General features: G+C 67.7%; 1 protein-coding gene. It reads left to right on the top strand.

Annotation, left to right across the window (positions count from 1 at the left end):
* Positions 1-273 precede the first annotated feature (273 nt).
* Positions 274-20,214, top strand: a complete 19,941-nt coding sequence (locus CYR52_RS09045; protein WP_101828460.1) for an Ig-like domain-containing protein — start codon at positions 274-276, stop codon at positions 20,212-20,214.
* Positions 20,215-20,295 lie beyond the last annotated feature (81 nt).

Here is a 20,295-nt window from a genome sequence, read left to right as displayed (position 1 = left end):
ACCTAGAGAGCCACTGATTTAAAAAAGTGCTGCTTATCAATAATCAGGGTAACGATAGCTATTTTTGTTTCTATTGCTGTTTTCTTTTTTCCTTGTGCTGTTGCCACACCAGATTGAAAAAAATGAAGCCACGGAATTCCAGGGCTTTTAGTTAATTTCCCCTACTGCATCTCTGCTGCTCAGGACGGGCCTGTCTGTGCCAGGCGTCTGTTATGAAAGGTAAAAGTTTGCCGTCATGGGATTTTTTACGACGATTTGGAGAAGAGGCAGCATATGGCAACCGCAGATATCCTTTCCCGCACTTCCGGCGACGTGATTACCCAGGTCGCAGACGGCACCCAAACCCATTCCCTGACTGAACCCAGCGTAGTGCGCGTGAACGGCTCACGTACGCTGGTGGCCCGTTATGAGCGCGTCGGCAACGACCTGATCCTGCATATGCAGGATGGCTCAACGGTCACCTACCGCAGCTTTTTCCTGACCAATGCGGAAGGGCTGCACAGCGAACTGGTGTTTGATGACGGTATCGGCGTGCTTGACCATGCGGTCTTTGCCGAGGGCGTGGCGACAGCGGCACCCACTGCCGTGGTGCCGACGTTCGCGGCGCTGGATACGATTGGGCCGCTGATTGCCACCGGCTCCGCCTTTGCCTTGTCACCGCTGGCGCTGGCCGGGATTGGTGCCGTGGCGCTGGGCGGCGGGATCGCCCTGGCGGCCGGTGGCGGCGGCGGTGGCGGCGGCAGTGCCGGGGACGCAGGCGGCGGGGGCGTGACGCCCGGTGCCGCACCGGTCGTGACATTAACGCCGTTTGCCGCGGATAACCTGCTCAACGCCGGCGAGGCGCAGGCTGCCCAGACCCTGACCGGGACGGTACAGAATGCCGAGGCCGGCAGCAGCGTGCTGCTGACCCTGAACGGCGTGACCTATACCGGCGTGGTGGCGGCGGACGGCAGCTTCAGCATCAGTGTGCCTGCCTCTGCCCTGCAAGGGCTGGCAGACGGCAGCTACCCGCTGAATGTTACCGTCACCAATGCTGCCGGGCTGAGCGGCCAGGCGACCCTGACGGTCGGCGTGGATACCACTGCGCCTGCCGTCACCGTCAATGCGGTGGCCGGTGACAACCTGATTGATGCCGCTGAGGCAACCCAGCCGCTGGTGATCAGCGGCAGCGCCACGGCGGCAGACGCCGGGCAGACCGTCACCGTGACCCTGAACGGCACCACCTATACCGGCGTCGTCAATGCGGACGGCAGCTGGAGCGTGACCCTGCCGGCCGGGGCGCTGAGCGGCCTGGCCAACGGCACCTACCTGCTGACCACCTCCCTGACTGACGCCGCCGGCAACACCACCAGCGTGACCCAGAGCGTGGTGCTGAACACCACCGGCGCGGCCCTGCCGACGCTGACGCTGGCCCCCGTTACCGGTGACAACGTGATTGACAGCACCGAGGTGCAGAGCGCCCAGACGCTGAGCGGCACCACCACCGGCGTGGAAGCGGGGCAGACCGTGACGCTGGTGCTGAACGGCATCACTTATACCGCCGCCGTGAACGCGGACGGCAGCTGGAGCACCACCGTGCCGGCTGCCGATCTCGCGCTGCTCGCCAGCGGCAATACCACGCTGACGGCCACCGTGTCCAACCAGGCCGGGGTGCAGGCGGCAGACAGCGAAACCCTGACTGTGAACCTCGGTGCCGCGCAACCGACGCTGACCCTGGCCGCGTTCGCCGGGGATAACGTGCTCGACAGTACGGAAGCGCAGACGGCCCAGACGCTGAGCGGCACCACCACCGGCGTGGAAGCGGGGCAGACCGTGACGCTGGTGCTGAACGGCATCACGTATACCGCCGCCGTGAATGCGGACGGCAGCTGGAGCACCACGGTGCCGGCCGCCGATCTCGCGCTGCTCGCCGCCGGCAGCCTGCCGCTGACCGCCACGGTCAGCACTGTGGCCGGGGCCACTGCCGGGGCCAACGCCACGCTGGTGGTCGCCGGTGCGCCGACGATCAACCCGGTGGCAACGGATAACATCATTAATGCCGCCGATGCGGCCGCCGATCTGGTGCTGAGCGGCACCACCGGCGCGCCCGGAGCCGGGCAGGGCGTCACCGTGACCGTGGGCGGCACCGTCTACACCGGCAGCGTGGACGCCGCCGGGAACTGGAGCGTCACCGTCCCGGCTGCCACCCTCCAGGCATTGCCGCAGGGCACCACCACCCTGAATATTGCGGTGACCAGCGCCTCCGGCAACGTCACGCCGCTGACCGCCACCGTCACCAATGACACCGTCGCCCCGGCGCTGGTGGTGGACCCGGTCGCCGGTGACCAGACCATCAACATCACCGATGCACAAAGTGACATCATCGTCAGCGGCACCACCTCCGACCCGGCCGCCCCGCTCAGCGTGACGCTGAACGGCGTCAGCTATACACCGGTGGTCGCGGCCGACGGCAGCTGGACGGCGACCATTCCGGCCAACACCCTGACCTACCCGGCCGGCAGCTACCCGCTGGTGGTCACCACCACCGATGCCGCCGGTAACCCGGCCAGCGTCACCCAGAACCTTTACCTGCACGCCGACCCGGCCGCCGCGCCGACCGTCAGCGTGAACCCGTTTGCCGGGGACAACACCGTAGACGGTGCCGAGCTTAATGTGGCGCAGGTGCTGAGCGGCACCACCACCAACATGGAAGCCGGGCAGATCCTGACGCTGCAAATCGGCCCGGGCCTGCAGCGCACCGCGCAGGTGCAGGCGGACGGCAGCTGGCAGCTGACGCTCACCGCCGCCGAGCTGGGTGAGCTTCCGGCCGGTACCACCACGCTTACCGTACAGGCGACAGACGCTGCCGGTAACCCGGTCACCGCCACCAGCAGCATCGGCATTATCCCGACGCAGGGCGGGGTGGCGATTGCCGCCGTCACCGGGGATAACCTGATCAACGCCGCTGAGGCCGCCGCCGGGGTGACGCTGCAGGGCAGCACCCAGAATGTGGATGAAGGCGCCACCGTGCAGGTGACGCTGAACGGCATCACCTACACCACCACCACCCAGGCGGACGGCAGCTGGAGCCTGGAGGTGCCGGCCGCGGATCTGCAGGCGCTGGCCGACGGCAGCTACCCGGTTACCGCCACCACCACCGACAGTGGCGGCACGATGGTCACCTCCACCACCACGGTAACCACCGTGATCACCACCTTGCCGGTGGTGACGGTGAACCCGCCGCTGGGCGATGGTGTGCTGAACCTGGCGGAAGCCGCCGCAGACCAGACCCTGACCGGCAGCACCGGCGTGGCCGGGGCAGGGCAGACCGTGACCCTGACCCTGGGCGACACCGCCTATAACGCCGTGGTGGCCGCCGACGGGAGCTGGAGCCTGGTGGTGCCGGCCGCAGATTTGCAGGCGCTGCCCAGCGGCAGTGTGCCTTACAGCGTGCTGGCCACCGATGCCGCCGGCAACAGCACCACCCTGACCGGCAGCCTGCCGGTTGATTTCGGCGCCCCGACCCTGACCCTGAACCCGATCGCCGGGGACGGCACCCTCAATGCCGCAGAACAGCAGGTGTCGCAGATCCTGAGCGGTACCGCGTTCGGCGTGGAGGCCGGGCAGACGGTCACCGTGACCCTGAACGGCATTACTTACAGCGCGCCGGTGCTCTCCGGCGGTAACTGGGAAGTGACCATTCCGGCGGCCGATCTGGCGCTGCTGGCCAATGGCGGCCTGACCCTCACCGCCACCGTGGCGGATGCCGCAGGCAACAGCGTTTCGCAAAGCCAGACGCTGATCGTCAATAACACCGTGGGCGGGCTGGCGGTCGATCCGATCGCCGGGGATAACCGCATCAACGCCGCGGAAGCCACCGCCCCGCTGGTGCTGACCGGCAGCGCCGCCAATGTGGCGGAGGGCAGCCCGGTCACCGTCACCCTCAATAACGTGACCTATACCGGCACCGTGGGCGCCGACGGCAGCTGGACGGTCACTGTGCCGGTGGCGGACGTCGCGGCCTTGCCGGATGGCACCAACACCCTGACCCTCAGCGCCACGGATGCCGGCGGCACGCCGCTCAGCAGCAGTGTGGCACTCGACACGCGCATCACCACGCTGCCGGAGCCGGTGGCGGATACCCCGTTCGGTGACGGCACCCTGAGCGGCCCGGAAGCGGCCGTTGACCAGACGCTGACCGGCAACACCGGCGTCACCGGTGCCGGGCAGGCGGTGGTGGTTAACCTGAACGGCGTGGATTACCCGGCCACCGTGCAGGCAGACGGCAGCTGGAGCGCCACGGTGCCCGCCGCTGATTTGCAGGCGATCCCGGCGGGGACCACCACGTTGACCGTGACCGCCACCGACCCGGCCGGTAACACCGACAGCAGCACCACGCCGCTCACCGTGCTGGGCAGCAGCAACCTGATCACCATCGACCCGGTCACCGGCGACAACCTGGTGAATGCGGACGAAGCCGCAGGCGGCATCACCCTGAGCGGCACCGCCGACAGCCTGGCGGCCGGTTCCACCCTGACATTGACCCTTGCCGGGCAGACCTACACCACCACCACCGGCACTGACGGCAGCTGGAGCGTGGAGGTGCCGGAAGCGGATGTGCTGGCCTGGACCGGCAACCCGCTGACGCTGGTGGTCACCGCCCCCGACGGTACCAGCAGCAGCGTGGAGATTGGCAACTACGTCACCAACCCGGCGGCACCGACCTTTGACACGCCGTTCGGCAATAACGTCCTGAACATTGAGGAAGCGGCCGTTGACCAGGTGCTGACCGGCACCACCGGCATTACCGGTGCCGGGCAGACCGTTTCCGTGACCCTGGGCGACACCGCCTACCCCGGCAGCGTGGATGCAGACGGCAACTGGACGGTGATTTTGCCGTCCGCCGTGTTGCAGGCGCTGGAAGACGGCAGCACGCCGTTGCAGGTCACGGTGACCGATATCGCCGGTAACAGCGCCACCGCCACCCAGACGCCGACCGTGGCCCTGACCGCGCCGACGCTGACGGTGGGCACCGTGGCGGATGATAACGTCATCAACTATGCCGAAGCACAGGCAGGCGTGGCCGTCAGCGGCACCGCCTCCCTGCCGGACAGCACCGTCACCGTGACGCTGGGTGACCAGACCTTTACTGCACAGACCAACGGCGACGGCGACTGGACGCTGTCACTGCCGGCGGGCGCCCTCAGCGCAGGCGGCGCATTCCCGGACGGCACCTACCCGCTGACGGTGTCCGTCACTGACGCCAACGGCAACACCACCACCACGTCGCAGGACGTGGTGATCAATGCCGATGAAGACTCCCTGCCGACCGTGACGCTGGATGCCGTCAGCGGCGACAACCAGCTCTCCGAGGCTGAACACCAGGTGTCACAGACCCTGAGCGGCACCACCACCAACGTGGAAGCCGGCCAGACGGTGACCCTGACGCTCAACGACCAGACCTACACCGCCACCGTACAGGGGGACGGCACCTTCAGCGTGATTGTCCCGGCTGCCGATGTGGCGGCGCTGCCGGGCGGGGCCAGCACCGTGGTCGCCACGGTGAGTGACAGCGCCGGTAACACCGCCCCGGCCGCTGAGCAGGGCATCACGGTGGAAGATGCCCTGGGCGGCATCGCGATTGACACCGTCGCCACCGATAACCGCATCAACGCCGCCGAAGCCGCCAGCGATCTGGTGGTGCAGGGCACCGCCTTCAATGTGGCGGACAATACGCCGGTCACCTTCTCCTTCGCCGGGCGCAGCTTCTTCGCCCGTGTGGCAAGCGGAAGCTGGCGCGTCACCATTCCGGCGGAAGTGGTACAGGCTGTGGGGAGCGGCACTGTCGTGGCGACAGCCACCACCACCCAGGCGGACGGCACCACTGCCACCAATGAACTGCCGATTTCGCTGTATGTCAGCCCGGTGCCGGTTGCCACCCTCGACACCCCGTTTGGTGACGGCTTCCTGAATGCGCAGGACATCACCACCCCGCAGACCCTGACCGGCCGCACCGGCGTGACCGGGGCCGGGCAGACCATCACCCTGACGCTGGCGGATATCCCGCTGACCGGCACGGTGGACAATGACGGCGTCTGGCGCGTCACCGTACCGGTGGACGTGCTGCAACAGCTGGCAGAAGGCAATGCGCCGATCGCCGTCCAGGTGCAGGTCGCGGATGCGGGCGGCAACACCAGCAGCACCACCGGCAATGCCGTGGTGGACCTCACCGCCCCGGCCGTGACCATTGATGCCCTGGCGGGCAACGACATCCTGAACGCCGCTGAGCAGGGGGTACCGCTGGTGATAAGCGGCACCGCCACCGGCGGGGTGGAAGGGCAGAGTGTCACCGTGACGCTGAACGGCGTGACCTATACCACCACCGTGCAGGCCAGCGGCAACTGGCAGCTGACAGTACCGGCTGCCGATCTGGCGGCCCTCGGCAACGGCGGGCTGACCGTCAGCGCCACCGTGAATGATCTGGCCGGTAACCCCGGCACAGCCGACCGGGTGCTGATCGTCAATACCGCCCTGGGCGGCATCGCGATCGATACCCTCGCCGGGGATAACGCCCTCAGCGCCGCCGAGGCGGGCCAGCCGCTGGTGGTCAGCGGCACCACTGCCAATGTCACGCCGGGCAGCGTGGTCAGTGTCGAACTGGCAGGCACCACCTACACCGGCACGGTCAATAGCGACGGCAGCTGGACGGTCACCGTCCCGGCGGCGGCCGTGGGCGCGTTGCCGGATGGCCTGAACAGCGTCACTGCCACCGTCACCGATGCGGGCGGCACCGGCGAAACCGCCACCGCTACCCTGGATGTGCACATCACCAACCTGCCGCAGGCCACGCTGGATACCCCGGCCACCCTGAACGGCAGCGATGCGCAGGCTGAACTGGCGCTCACCGGCAGCACCGGTGTCAGCGGCGACGGCCAGAGCGTCACCCTGACGCTGAACGGCCAGACCTTCACCGGCCTGGTGGACGGCGACGGCGGCTGGCAGGTGACGTTGCCTGCCGCGGCGTTGCAGGCGCTCACTGACGGCACTTACCCGCTGACCGTGACGGTCACCGATGCCGCAGGCAACACCAGCACGGCCACCGGCAGCCTGCCGGTGGATGTCACCGCACCGACGCTGGCGATTGACCCGGTCACCGGCGATAACGTCCTTAACCAGGCCGATGTGCAGGCCGGGATCGCCGTGACCGGGCAGTCTGACGACCTCGACGGCACCGTCACCGTGACCTTTAACGACCAGACCTTTACGGCCACCGTGGGCAGTGACGGCAGCTGGAGCGTGACCCTCCCGGCCGCGGCGCTGGAAGGGCTGGACGGCAGCTTCCCGCTGACCGCCACCCTGACCGATGCGGCGGGCAACCCCGCCACCTTCACCCAGACAGTGACGGTAGACGCCACCGACCTGCCGCAACTGACCCTGGATCCGTTTGCCGGTGACAACGAGCTGGACAGCGCCGAGCGCGGCGTGGCGCAGACCCTGAGCGGCACCACCACCAACGTGGAAGCCGGGCAGACGGTCACTGTCACCCTGAACAACACCACCTACACCACCACGGTACTGGCGGACGGCACCTGGAGCCTGCTGGTGCCGGCGGCCGATCTGGCCCTGCTGACCACCGGCCCGGCAACCCTGACTGCCACCGTGGCGGACATCGCCGGGAACAGCATCACGGCGGATGAAACCGTGACGGTGGTCACCGGCCAGGAAGGGGTGGCGATTGACACCCTCTCCGGCGACAACTTCCTCAATGCCGCCGAGGCGGGCGAACCGCTGGCGGTAAGCGGGGTGGTGGTGGGCGTGCCGGAAGGCAACACCGTCACCGTGACCCTGAACGGTGAAACCTATACCGCCACCGTGAACGCGGATGCCACCTGGCGCCTGGAGATCCCGGCGGACGATCTGGCCGGGCTGGCGGACGGCACCTACAGCGTGACGGCAGAGGCGGTCGACAGCAACGGCGCGACGGTGAACGCCGCGCTTGATCTGGTGGTGCTGATCAATAACCTGCCGCAACCGCAGGCCAACGCCCCGTTCGGCGACGGCTACCTGAGCATCAGCGAGGCTGCGGCCGGGCAGGTGCTGAGTGGGCAGACCGGGGTCTCCGGCACCGGGCAAACCGTGACGGTGACGCTCGCCGGGCAGAACATCACCGCCACCGTGGATGAAAATGGCTTCTGGAGCGCGGCTGTCCCGGCGGACCTGCTGCAATCGCTCAGCAACGGGCTGGTGAATTTCAACGTGAACGCCAGTGACGCCGCAGGCAACAGCGCCGACACCACCGGTGCCTTTACCGTGGACTTCACCGCGCCGGGGCTGAGCATCAGCCCGCTGACTGCGGACAACATCGTCAATATCACCGAGGCCGCCGGGGAAGTGACGCTGCGCGGCACCTCGGCCGACATCCCGCTGAACGGCGCGGCCGGGGCCACGGTGACCGTGACGCTGAACGGCGAAACCTACACCACCACCGTGACGGAAGAGGGCACCTGGAGCGTGCCGCTGCCGGTCGGGGCGCTGGCCGGGCTGCCGGACGGCAGTTACCCGGTCACCGCCTCCATTACCGATGACGCGGGCAACAGCACCAGCGTCACCGGCAGCGTGACCCTGGCGACCGACCCGGCCAACGCGCCGCAAATCACCTTTAACGCGTTTGCCGGTGACAACACCCTCAACGGCGCGGAGCAGAACACCACCCAACTGCTGAGCGGCACCGTGGCCAATGTGGAAGCCGGGCAGGTCGTGACCCTGACCCTGAACGGCCGCACCTATACCGCCACCGTGCAGCCGGACAACAGCTGGAGCACCACCGTACCGGCCAACGATCTGCGCCTGCTCAGCAACGGCACGGTGACCATCAGTGCCAGCGTGGAGAACGTGGCGGGCAACAGCGGCACCGCCGAGAACACCGTGACGGTTAACCTGGACCAGGGCGGCATCAGCCTGAACCCGCTGGCCGGGGATAACCTGCTGAACGCACAGGAGGCGGCCAACGATCTGGTGATCAGCGGCACCACGCTGAATGTGCCGGCCGGCACCACCATCACCGTGGCGTTTAACGGTGAAACCTACACCACCCAGGCCAGTGAGCAGGGCGTCTGGAGCGTGACCGTGCCGTCAGCGGCGCTCGCGTTGCTGACCGACGGCACGCAAACCGTGACCGTGACCAGCACCGACGGTGGCGGTAACCCGGTCACCACCAGCACCAGCCTGTCAGTGTTTGTGAACAACCTGCCGGTGCCGACGCTGGACCTGCCGTTCCTCGATGGGGTGCTGAACACGGCGGAGGCACAACTTCCCCAGACCCTGACCGGCTCCACCGGCATCGCCGGGGCCGGGCAGAGTGTGAGCCTGACGCTGGGCGGCACGCTCTACACCGGCACGGTGGACGCCAACGGCAACTGGAGCCTGACGCTGCCGGCGCAGGCGCTGAGCGACCTGCCGGACGGCACCGCCACCCTGCCGATCACCGTGAGCGATCTGGCGGGCAACACCGCCACCCTGAACGGCAGTGCGCAGATTGATTTCACCGCGCCTACCGTGGTGGTCAACCCGATTGCCAATGACAACATCGCCAACGCTGCAGAAATTGCGGCCGGGGTGGTGGTCAGCGGCAGCGGCTCGGAAGTCGGGGACATCGTCACCGTCACCATCCTGTTTAACGGCATCGCCTATGAGGCCATTGTGCAGCCGGGCGGCGGCTGGAGCCTGACCCTGCCGCCAAGTGCGCTGGCCAACCTGCCGGACGGCAACTATGACCTGCTGATCAGCCTGACGGATGCGGCCGGTAATACCTCTGATCTGATCCAGACCCTGGTGCTGGACGGCGCGGCAGAAAACCTGCCGGTGCTGACCATCAACCCGATCGCCGGGGATGACATCCTCAACGGTGCGGAAATCCAGAGCGCGCAGCTGATAAGCGGCGTGGCGCAGAATGTGGAAAGCGGCCAGAACGTGCAGGTAACGCTGGGCGACAACACCTACATTGCGCAGGTGCAGGCGGGCGGCGTCTGGTCAGTGAGCATTCCGGCAGCCGATCTGGCGCTGCTGGCCGACGGCGCGCAGACCCTCAGCGCCGGGGTCGCGGACGCGGCCGGTAACCTGACCACCGCCAGCCGGCCGATTACCCTGAACACCGCGCAGGGCGGGCTGAGCATTGACCCGGTCACCGGTGACAACCTGATCAACGCCGCCGAGGCCGGGGCCGCCATTACCCTGAGCGGCAACAGCGCCAACGTGGCGGAAGGGGCCACCGTCACCCTGACGCTGAACGGCATCACCTATACCGCCGCCGTGGGCGCGGACGGCAGCTGGAGCACCACCGTCCCGGCGGACGATGCCGCGCTGCTCACTGACGGCAGCCTGTTGCTCTCCGCCGGCGTCACCGATAACGGCGGCACTGAGCAGACGGCCAACGTCACCCTGGGTGTGTTTGTCACCCCGGTGCCGGCACCGACGGTGAACGATCTGTTTGCCGACGGCGTGCTGAGCAGCAGCGAAGCCGCCCAGAGCCTCGGCCAGAGCATAGCCGGGAACACCGGCATCACCGGCAACGGGCAGACGGTGGTGGTGACCCTGGCGGGCCAGACGATCAATGCAGTGGTGGACAGCACCGGCGCCTGGAGCGCCACGCTGCCCCCGGCGCTGCTGACCGGCCTGGCTGACGGCAGCAACAGTCTGACGGTGACCACCACGGACGCCGCCGGTAACACCAACCAGACCCAGAGCACCTTCCAGGCCGACTTCACGCCGCCGGCCCTGACGCTGGACCCGATCGCGGGTGACAACATCCTGATCAACAGCGACGTGAACACCACCATCACCGGCACCAGCAGTGCCACCGGCCAGACGGTGGTGGTCACTCTCTTCGGCGTGCCTTACCAGGCCGAAGTGCTGGAAGACGGGAGCTGGTCACTGTTCCTGAGCGGCCTGAACCAGGCGCCGAACGGCACCTACCCGGTGACCGTGAGCGTCACGGATGCGGCCGGGAACGTCACCACCCTGACGGATGAACTTCAGGTGGCGCGCAACCTCGACATCGCCATCACCCGTGACACCTTCACCGGCGACGACGTGCTGAATGCCGCCGAAGTGCTGGTCGACCAGGTGATCAGCGGCAGCACCGTGGGCGTCGAGGCGGGCCAGACCCTGACCGTGCGCTTTAACGGCACCGACTACACCACCACCGTCACCTCCGGCGGCGGCTGGAGCCTGCTTCTGCCGCAGTCGGCGCTGGCCGGGCTGGCCAACGGCGAGCAGGTGGTGATCGAAACGCGCGTCAGTGATGTGTACGGCAACCCGGCGGTGCAGAGCAGCAGCATCACGGTGAACCTGGACCAGGGCGGTATCGCCTTTAACCCGGTCACCGGCGACAACTACATCAATGCGCAGGAGGCGACGGCGGACGTGGTGCTCAGCGGCACCACCGCCAATGTGGCCGAAGGGGCGACGCTGGCCCTGACCTTTGACGGCCTCAGCTACACCACTACCGTCGGCGCGGGCGGCAGCTGGAGCATCACCCTGCCGGCGGCCGATGTGGCCACCCTGCCGGACGGCGATGTGCCGCTGACCGCCACCGTCACCGACCTGGGCGGCACGGAAATCACCCAGACCCTCGATATCGGCGTGCATATCACCACGCTGCCGGCACCGGTGCTGAATACGCCGCTGGGCGACGGCTTCCTGAGTGCCGCCGCCGCCGGGCAGGACCAATATCTCTCGGGCGCCACCGGCATCAGCGGGGACGGCCAGACGGTGCTGGTCACCCTCGGCAACTTCACCTACAACGCCCGGGTGAACAATGACGGCAGCTGGACGGCTACCCTCCCGGCGGCTGACCTGCAAACGCTGCCGGAAGGCAGCACCCCGATCGTGGTCGCCGCCAGCGACATCGCCGGGAACACGGTCACCACCACCAGCGCCCTGACGGTGGACTTCACCGCCCCGGCCCTGACGGTGGCCGACGTCGCCACCGACAACGCGCTAAACGCCGCTGAAGTCCAGCAACCCTTCAGCCTGAGCGGCACCGCCCCGGCCGGGGAAGCGGGCCAGACCGTGACCGCGACCCTGAACAGCGTCAGCTACACCACCGCCGTGCTGGCGGACGGCACCTGGTCGCTTTCGATCCCGGCCGGGGCGCTGGCCGGCCAGCCGGACGGCAGCTACCCGCTCACCGTCACCCTGACTGACGCCGCCGGGAACACCAGCACCAGCACCAGCGCCCTGACGCTGGCGGCCACCCTGCCGCTGCCGCAGGTCGATACCCCGTTGCAGAACAGCTACCTCAATGCCGCCGAAGCGGCCGCACCGCAAACCTTCACCGGTAACAGCGGGGTGGCGGGCAGCGGCCAGAGTGTGGTGGTGAACATTGCCGGGGCCGACTATCCGGCCACCGTGGATGCAGACGGCAACTGGTCGCTGACGCTGCAACCGGCCGTGTTGCAGGCGCTGACACCGGGCACCCAGCCGGTGGTGGTGACGGTGACCGATGCCTTCGGCAACCAGGGCGTGGCCCAGAGCGCCCTGATTGTGGACTACGCCGCCCCGGCCCTGACGGTGTCGCCGGTGGCGGGTGACAACACCCTGAATGCCGCCGAGCTGGCGGGCACGGTGCTGTTTACCGGCACCACCGATGCCGCGGAAACCGGGCAGACCGTGACGCTGGACTTCAATAACCAGGTGTACCAGACGCAGGTGCAGGAGGACGGCAGCTGGAGCATCACCCTGCCGGACGGGGTGAGCCAGACGCTGGCCGACGGCAGCTACCCGGTCACCGTGTCCCTGCTGGATGCGGCGGGCAATACCGCCGTGCAGACCTTCCCGCTGGTGGTGGCCGCGTCGGCCACTGCGCTGCCGACCCTGACGGTGCTGACCGTCAGCGGTGACAACTACATCAACCAGGCCGAAGCCGCCGCCGATGTGACGGTCACCGGCAGCAGCACCAACCTGCCGGCCGGGCAGGTGGTGACGCTGACGCTGGCAGACCAGACCTTTACCGGCACGGTGGCTGCCGACGGCACCTGGAGTGTGGTGGTGCCGTCAGCGGCGGTGGCGGCACTGGGTGACGGCACCCAGAGCTTCACCGTGAGCGCGGCAGATGTGGCGGGCAACCCGGCCAATAACATCGGCCAGTTCACGCTGGTGGCGCAGGCCGCCAGCCTGCCTGCCGTGAGCATTGACCCGGTCAGCAATGACGGGGTGATCAATGCGCAGGAGGTGCAAAACGACCTGACGCTCACCGGCAGCAGCCAGAACGTGCCGGAAGGCAGTACGCTGACCATCGCCCTCAGCGGCGTGCTGACTTACACCGCGACCGTGAATGCGGACGGGAGCTGGAGCGTGCTGGTGCCGTCAGCGGATCTCGGCACCCTGCCGCAAGGGGCCAACAGCATCACGGTCACCGGCAGCGATGTCGCGGGCAACCCGGCGACCGGCAGTGAAACCTTCACCGTCGACACCGACCTCCCGCTGCTGAACGTCACCACCAGCCTCGGGACGGATGCCACCCTCAACCAGGCTGAAGCCCTGGCCGGGCTGGTGGTAAGCGGCACCGCGGAGGCGGGGCTGCCGGTCAACGCGACCCTGAACGGGGTGACCTATACCGTGGTGGCCGCAACCGACGGCAGCTACAGCCTGACCATCCCGGCCGGTGACCTGCAACAGTTGCCGGACGGCGCGACCACCCTGGACATCACCATCACGGATGCCAGCGGCAACCTGTCGGCCCAGTCATTGCCGGTGACGGTCGCCATCAATACCCTGCCGGCCCTGACGCTGAACACCCCGTTTGGTGATGGGCTGGTGAGCGCGGCCGAAGCGGCCGCCGATCAGGTATTGAGCGGCACCACCACCAACCTGGCCGCCGGTACGCCGGTGACGGTCACCCTCGGCAGCCTGACCTTTGCCGCTGTGGTGAATGCCGACAACACCTGGAGTGTGACGATCCCGGCCAATACGCTGACGCCGCTGGGTGACGGCGCAGAACAAATCCTGGTGTCCGCGGCGGATGTCGCGGGCAACCCGGCCAGCGCCAGCGCCAGTGCGGAGCTGGTGATCGCGGCGGTGCCGGTGGCGGCGATCACCACGCCGTTTGTCACCGGGCAACTGAATGCCGTGACCGCGGCGACCGATCAGGTGATCAGCGGCTCCACCGGCGTGACCGGCAGCGGCCAGACCGTGACCCTGACGCTGGACGGCGAGCCGGTGCCGGTAACCGTGGAAGAAAACGGCCTCTGGAGCGCCACGCTGACCTCCGCCCAGCTCACCGGGCTGAGTGACGGCACCCACACGCTGGACGTGACCGTGACCGACCGGGCAGGGAACACCTCCTCCACCGCGACCCCGTTCACCGCGATTGTGAACACCCTGCCGGACGTCACCTTCAACCTGCCGTTTGGCGACGGCATCATCAACGCCGCCGAGGCGGCGCAGGGCGGCGCGCTCAGCGGGAATACCGGCATCACCGGCACCCAGACGGTGGTGGTGAACGTCAACGGGACGCTCTACCCGGCAGACGTTGACCCGGCGACCGGCAACTGGTCGCTGACGCTCTCCCCGGCACTGCTGACCTCGCTGCCGGACGGCGCATGGCCGGGTGCCGTGACCGTGACCGATGCGGTCGGGAACACCTCGACCCTGGGCGGCGATCTGATCATCGCCATCAATAACCTGCCGACAGCCACCCTGAACGCCCCGTTCGGCGATGCGCAGCTGAACATTGCCGAAGCGGCGGCCGGGCAGACGCTGAGCGGGAAAACCGGCCTCAACGGGGACGGCCAGACCGTGACCGTCGCCATTGACGGCGGCACGCCGTTCACCGCAACAGTCACCCCCAACGGTGACTGGACGCTGGATCTCACCCCTGCGCAGTTGCAGGGGCTGGCAAACGGCCCGCACACCCTGCTGGTGACGGCCACAGACTTTGCCGGGAACAGCAGCACCACCTCGCTCGGCTTCGTCGCCAGCCTGATCCCGCTCGATCCGGTGATTGATACGCCGTTCACCGATGGCGTGCTCAACATCGCCGAAGCGGCCGGGCCGTTGACCATCACCGGGAATACCGGTGAGGTGGGCGTGGGCCAGGGCGCGCAACTGACGCTCGACCTTGCCGGTATCAGTTACCCCGGCACCGTGGATGCGCAGGGCAACTGGTCGGTGACCCTGCCGGCCGGGGCGCTCAGCGGCCTGCAAACCGGCCAGCATGAACTGGATGTCACGCTGGTGGATCAGGCGGGCAACACCACCACCGAGGTGCTGGCCTTTACCGCCGCGCTGACTGCGCCGGTGCCGACCTTTGCGGTGGCTTCCGGCGAGGGGGTGATTAACGCTGCCGCCGTGGCCGGCGGCATTGTGATGAGCGGCACCACCGGGGCCACCGGCGCCGGGCAAACCGCCATCGTCACACTGGGCGGCACCCCGTACACCGCCACCGTGGCCGAGGACGGCAGCTGGACACTGCCGCTCTCTTCCGCCCAGCTCGGCGCACTGGCGCAGGGTGACCAGCCGCTGATCCTGACTGTCACGGACAGCGCCGGCAACACCGCCACCCTGAATGACAGCGTGCGGGTCGACACCACGGTGCCGGCGATTGACACGCTGGTGTTCTCGGCGGGCGACACCCTGGACTACGTCGAGAGCTTCACCACCCAGACCCTGAGCGGCACCGCCACCAACGCCGAAGCGGGGGATACCATCACCGTGACCATCGGTGACGGCACGCAGAGCGGGATCGTGAACGCTGACGGCAGCTGGTCAGTGAACCTGACCCCGGCCCTGCTGGAGGGGCTGGACGAGGCGGGCGCGATTGGCGTCAGCATCACTGACCTGGCAGGCAACACCAGCAGCACCAGCCTGCCGGTCGCGGTGGATCTCACCCCGCCGGCCGCGCCGGATGTGGCGGTGGGGGCACTGGGCGGGGATAACATCGTCAATGCCGCGGATGCGCAGACCCTGTTCCTGACCGGCCGCTTCTTCCGGCTGGCGACCGGCAGCGCCGGGACGGTCACCGTGACCCGTGCAGACGGCACGGTGCTCGGCACCACGCCGATTTCCGGCACGGACGGCGAATGGAGTGTCGGCATCGCCAACACCGCCGCCAACCTGCCGGACGGCACCCAGACGCTGACGGTGACGCTGGCGACCGCCACCACCACCCTGACCAGCACCGCCACGGTGCTGGTTGACCGCACCGCGCCGACCCTGACGCTGGATCCGTTCACCGGTGACAACACCCTGAGTGCCGGTGAGCAGGCCAGCAGCCAGATCCTGAGCGGTACGGTCTCGGCGGCGGATGCCGGGCAGACGGTGACCCTGACGCTGAACGACAACACCTTCCGCGCCGTGGTGCAGGCGGACGGCACCTGGTCCACCACCGTGCCGTCGTCCGCCCTGCAGGCGCTCACCGACGGCGATTACCCCATCACCGCCACCGTGTCCGACGCGGCGGGCAACGTCACCACCCAGACGCAGACCCTGACCGTGGACACCGCTGCGCCGCTGATTACCGTGGCGGCGCTGGCGGATGACAATATCCTGAATGCCGCCGATATTCTGACAACACAGGTGCTGACCGGTACGGCGTCCGGCGCGGAAGGGCAGACCATCGGCCTCTACCTCGGCGACGGCAGCCCGATTGCCACCGCTGTGGTCAGTGAAACCGGCACCTTCAGCCTCGACCTGACGCCGGAAGTGCTCGGCAGCCTGGCCGAAGGCGCGCTGGTGTTCGGCTTGCGCGTGGGCGATCAGGCCGGGAACACCACCGCTGCCACCGTGACCGTGAATAAAGTGGTCAACAGTGCGCTGAACCTGGTGGTGGACTCGGTGTTTGGCGACAACACCCTGAATGCGCTGGATACCGCTGTGGCGCAGACCATCAGCGGGGTGGCGACGTCCGCCGGGATCGGGGCCACCGTGGCCGTGACCCTGGGCGGCACCACCCTCACCGCCGACGTTGGCCAGAACGGCCAGTTTGCCATTGTGGTGCCGCCGGATGTGCTTGGGCTGCTCAGCGACGGCAACCTGGCGCTGGACATCACCCTGACGGATGCCGCCGGTAACACCCGCACCGTAAGCGAAACCGTGACCGCCATTGTTGACAATGTGCCGGTGGTCGGCGAACTGACCGGGCTGTTCGGCGGGGATAACCTGCTGAACGTGGCGGAAACGCTGGCCGGGCAGACCCTCAGCGGGGTGGTTGATGCCGCAGAGGGTTCCACCGTCACCGTGACGCTGGGGACGCGCGCCTACCAAAGCCTGGTCGGCGCAAACGGCAGCTGGAGTGTCACCCTGCCGTCGGCTGACCTGTCTGCGCTGGCGGTGGGCGACCTGGCGCTGAACCTCAGCGTGGTGGACCCGGCGGGCAACATCGCCACCGGCTCGGCCACCATCGGCGTCTTCAACACCCAGCCGACCATCACGCTGAACCCGATCTTCGGCAACGGCCTGCTCAATATTGCCGGCGCCCTGGTGGATCAGACCATCAGCGGGGTGGCGACCAACGCGGCGCCCGGCAGTACCGTGACGCTCGCTATCGGCAACCGCACCGTAGAGGCCACCGTGGGCACCAACGGCAGCTTCAGCGCGGTGGTCACGCCGGATATCCTCAGCACCCTGACCAGCGGCCCGCTCACGGTCGGGGCCACGCTGAACGGGCTGTCAGGCAATACCGCCACCACCACCGGGTCGTTGACGGTGGATGTCACCGCGCCGACCATTACCCTGAACCCGCTGTTTGGTGATGCGCTGCTGAATGCGGCAGACGCCACCGTCAGCCAGCTGATTGGCGGCACCATCGCCAATGCGGAGGCGGGGTCACGCGTGGTGGTGTCGGTCGGCAACCAGCAGTATGTCACCACCACCGCGGCGGACGGCACCTTCAGCCTGTCGCTGGCACCTGCCATCCTGCGTACCCTCACGGATGGCAACCTGTCGGTGGGCGTCAGCGTCACGGATGCCGCCGGCAACACCAGCAGCACCAGCGGAACAGCGCTGGTCGGGATCACCAACCTGCCGACCATCAACCTCAACCCGTTGTTTGGCGGCGATAACATCCTGAACGTGCTGGAGGCGCTGACCACCCAGACCATCAGCGGTAACGTCGGTAATGTGGCGGCCGGCAGCACGGTGCGGATCAACGTCGGGAACATTGTGACCACCGCCACCGTCGGGCAGAACGGCAACTTCAGTGCGCAACTGACGCCGGATGTGCTCGGCACGTTGCTCTCCGGCAACCTCACCGTGGGGGTCTCGGTCACTGACCCGGTCGGCAACGTCGCCCGTGCCAGCGTGGGGGCCGTGGTCGGCCCGCGGGTGACCCCGACCGTGACGCTGAACACCATCTTTGGTGACGGCGTGCTGAGCGCGGCGGATCTCACTACCGCCCAGACCATCAGCGGGAGCACCACCAACGCCGCCACCGGGTCAGCCATCAGCGTGGCGCTGGGCGGGTCCACCTACACCACCACCGTGGGCAGCAACGGGGCCTGGTCACTGAGTGTGCCGGCCAGCAGCCTGACCGGGCTGGCCAACGGCACCCAGACGGTGAACGTCACGGTGACGGACCCGTACGGCGCCACCGGCACCGCCAGCCGCACCGTGAGCGTGATCGCCCAGACCCCGCCGACCGTGACCCTGTCGTCGGTATTTGGCGATAACGCCATCAGTGCCGCGGACGCCCGCCAGGCGCAGACCATCAGCGGCACCACCACCAACGCTGAAGGATCGACGCTACGGGTGACGCTGGGCGGCACCACCTACACCACCACCGTGGGCAGCAGCGGTGCCTGGAGCGTGTCGGTGCCGGCGGCCGCGCTGGCGGCGCTGGCGGACGGGAGCTACACCCTGACCGCCAGCGTCACCAACGCCGCCAATAACACCGGCAGCAACACCGCCCCGGTAACGGTGCTCACCCATACCCAGCCGACCATTACCCTGGGCAGCGTGTTCGGTGGGGACGGTTACCTGAACCTCAATGAAGCCAACAGCGGCCAGACCATCAGCGGGACGTCCACCAACGCGGTGGGCAGCACGGTGTCGGTGAATGTGGCCGGGAACGTGCTGACCACCACCGTGGGCAGCAACGGCGCATGGAGCGTGACGGTGCCGAGCGGGACGCTGCGTAACATCAACGACGGCAGCCAGACCCTGACGGTTTCGGTGAGTGATGCGGGCGGCAACACCGCCAATGCCAGCACCACCTTTACCGCCATCACCCGGAACGTGCCGCAGGTGGGGGTTGACCCGGTGCTCAACCTGGTCAACTACCTGCTGTTCGGCCTGACGATTTCCGGCGGCACGCGCAACCTGGCGCAAGGCTCGCGGGTCAAAGTCACCCTGCAAGGGGTGAGCCAGAACGCCACCGTGGATGCGTTCGGCCGCTACAGCGTGCACTATTCCTCGTCACTGCTGGGCGGCTTGCTTATCAACCTGAACTCGATTGTCACCGTGTCGGCGGTGGACGTGGCCGGTAACACCGCCTCGACCACCACCACGCTGCTGCTCGGCTCACTGCTGCCGGTCGCTGCCACGGCGGAGGCGCAGACGCTGATGATGGCGGTGGCCACCGATGATGCCTCGGCGCAGGCGGCCGGGGATGACAATAACAGTGACGGCACCGTGACCACGCTGTCGGCGCTGAGCGTCGGCAGTGAGGCGGCAGCCACCAGCGACAGCGCTGACAGCACGCCGGCCACGGCCACGGCAGACACCACCACGGCCGCGGCCGTCACGGAAGAGGGCGGTGAAACCGCTTATTCCATCGGCGGGCTGACGCTGGATCTCTCCACCAGCGGCGGCGAGGCGCTGGGCGGCACCGGCAACGACACCATCCAGTTGCATACGCTGGACTTCCTGCACATTGACGGCGGGGACGGCATCGACACCCTGCAACTGGCCGGCACCGGGCAGCACCTCGATCTGGTGGCGCTCGGGCTGAAGGTGGAGCACATTGAGATCTTCGATCTCGGCCAGAGCGGCACCAACAGCCTGACGCTGGATCTGCATGAGGCGGAAACCGTGAAGGATCAACCGGATGAAACGCTGTTTATCCGCGGGGCAGAAGGCAGCCAGGTAACGCTGGTGGGCGACGGTGCCACCTGGGCCACTACCGGCCAGCGGGTGGTGGATGGCCTGACGTTTGACGTCTACCACAACAGTTCACTGGAAAGCAGCAACACGCTGGGGGATGTGCTGGTGCAGCACGGCATCCAGGTCCAACAGGTATAAGGGGGCAACCGGCAACCAACCCGTACTGACGCAGGGCCGCGGGTGACTCCCGGCCCAACAGGAACGTAAGGAAGACACACA

The sequence above is a fragment of the Chimaeribacter arupi genome (assembly GCF_002858805.1).
Taxonomy (GTDB): domain Bacteria; phylum Pseudomonadota; class Gammaproteobacteria; order Enterobacterales; family Enterobacteriaceae; genus Chimaeribacter; species Chimaeribacter arupi.
Note: the sequence above shows the minus strand (reverse complement) of the source record. Positions and strands in the feature narration are given on the sequence as shown.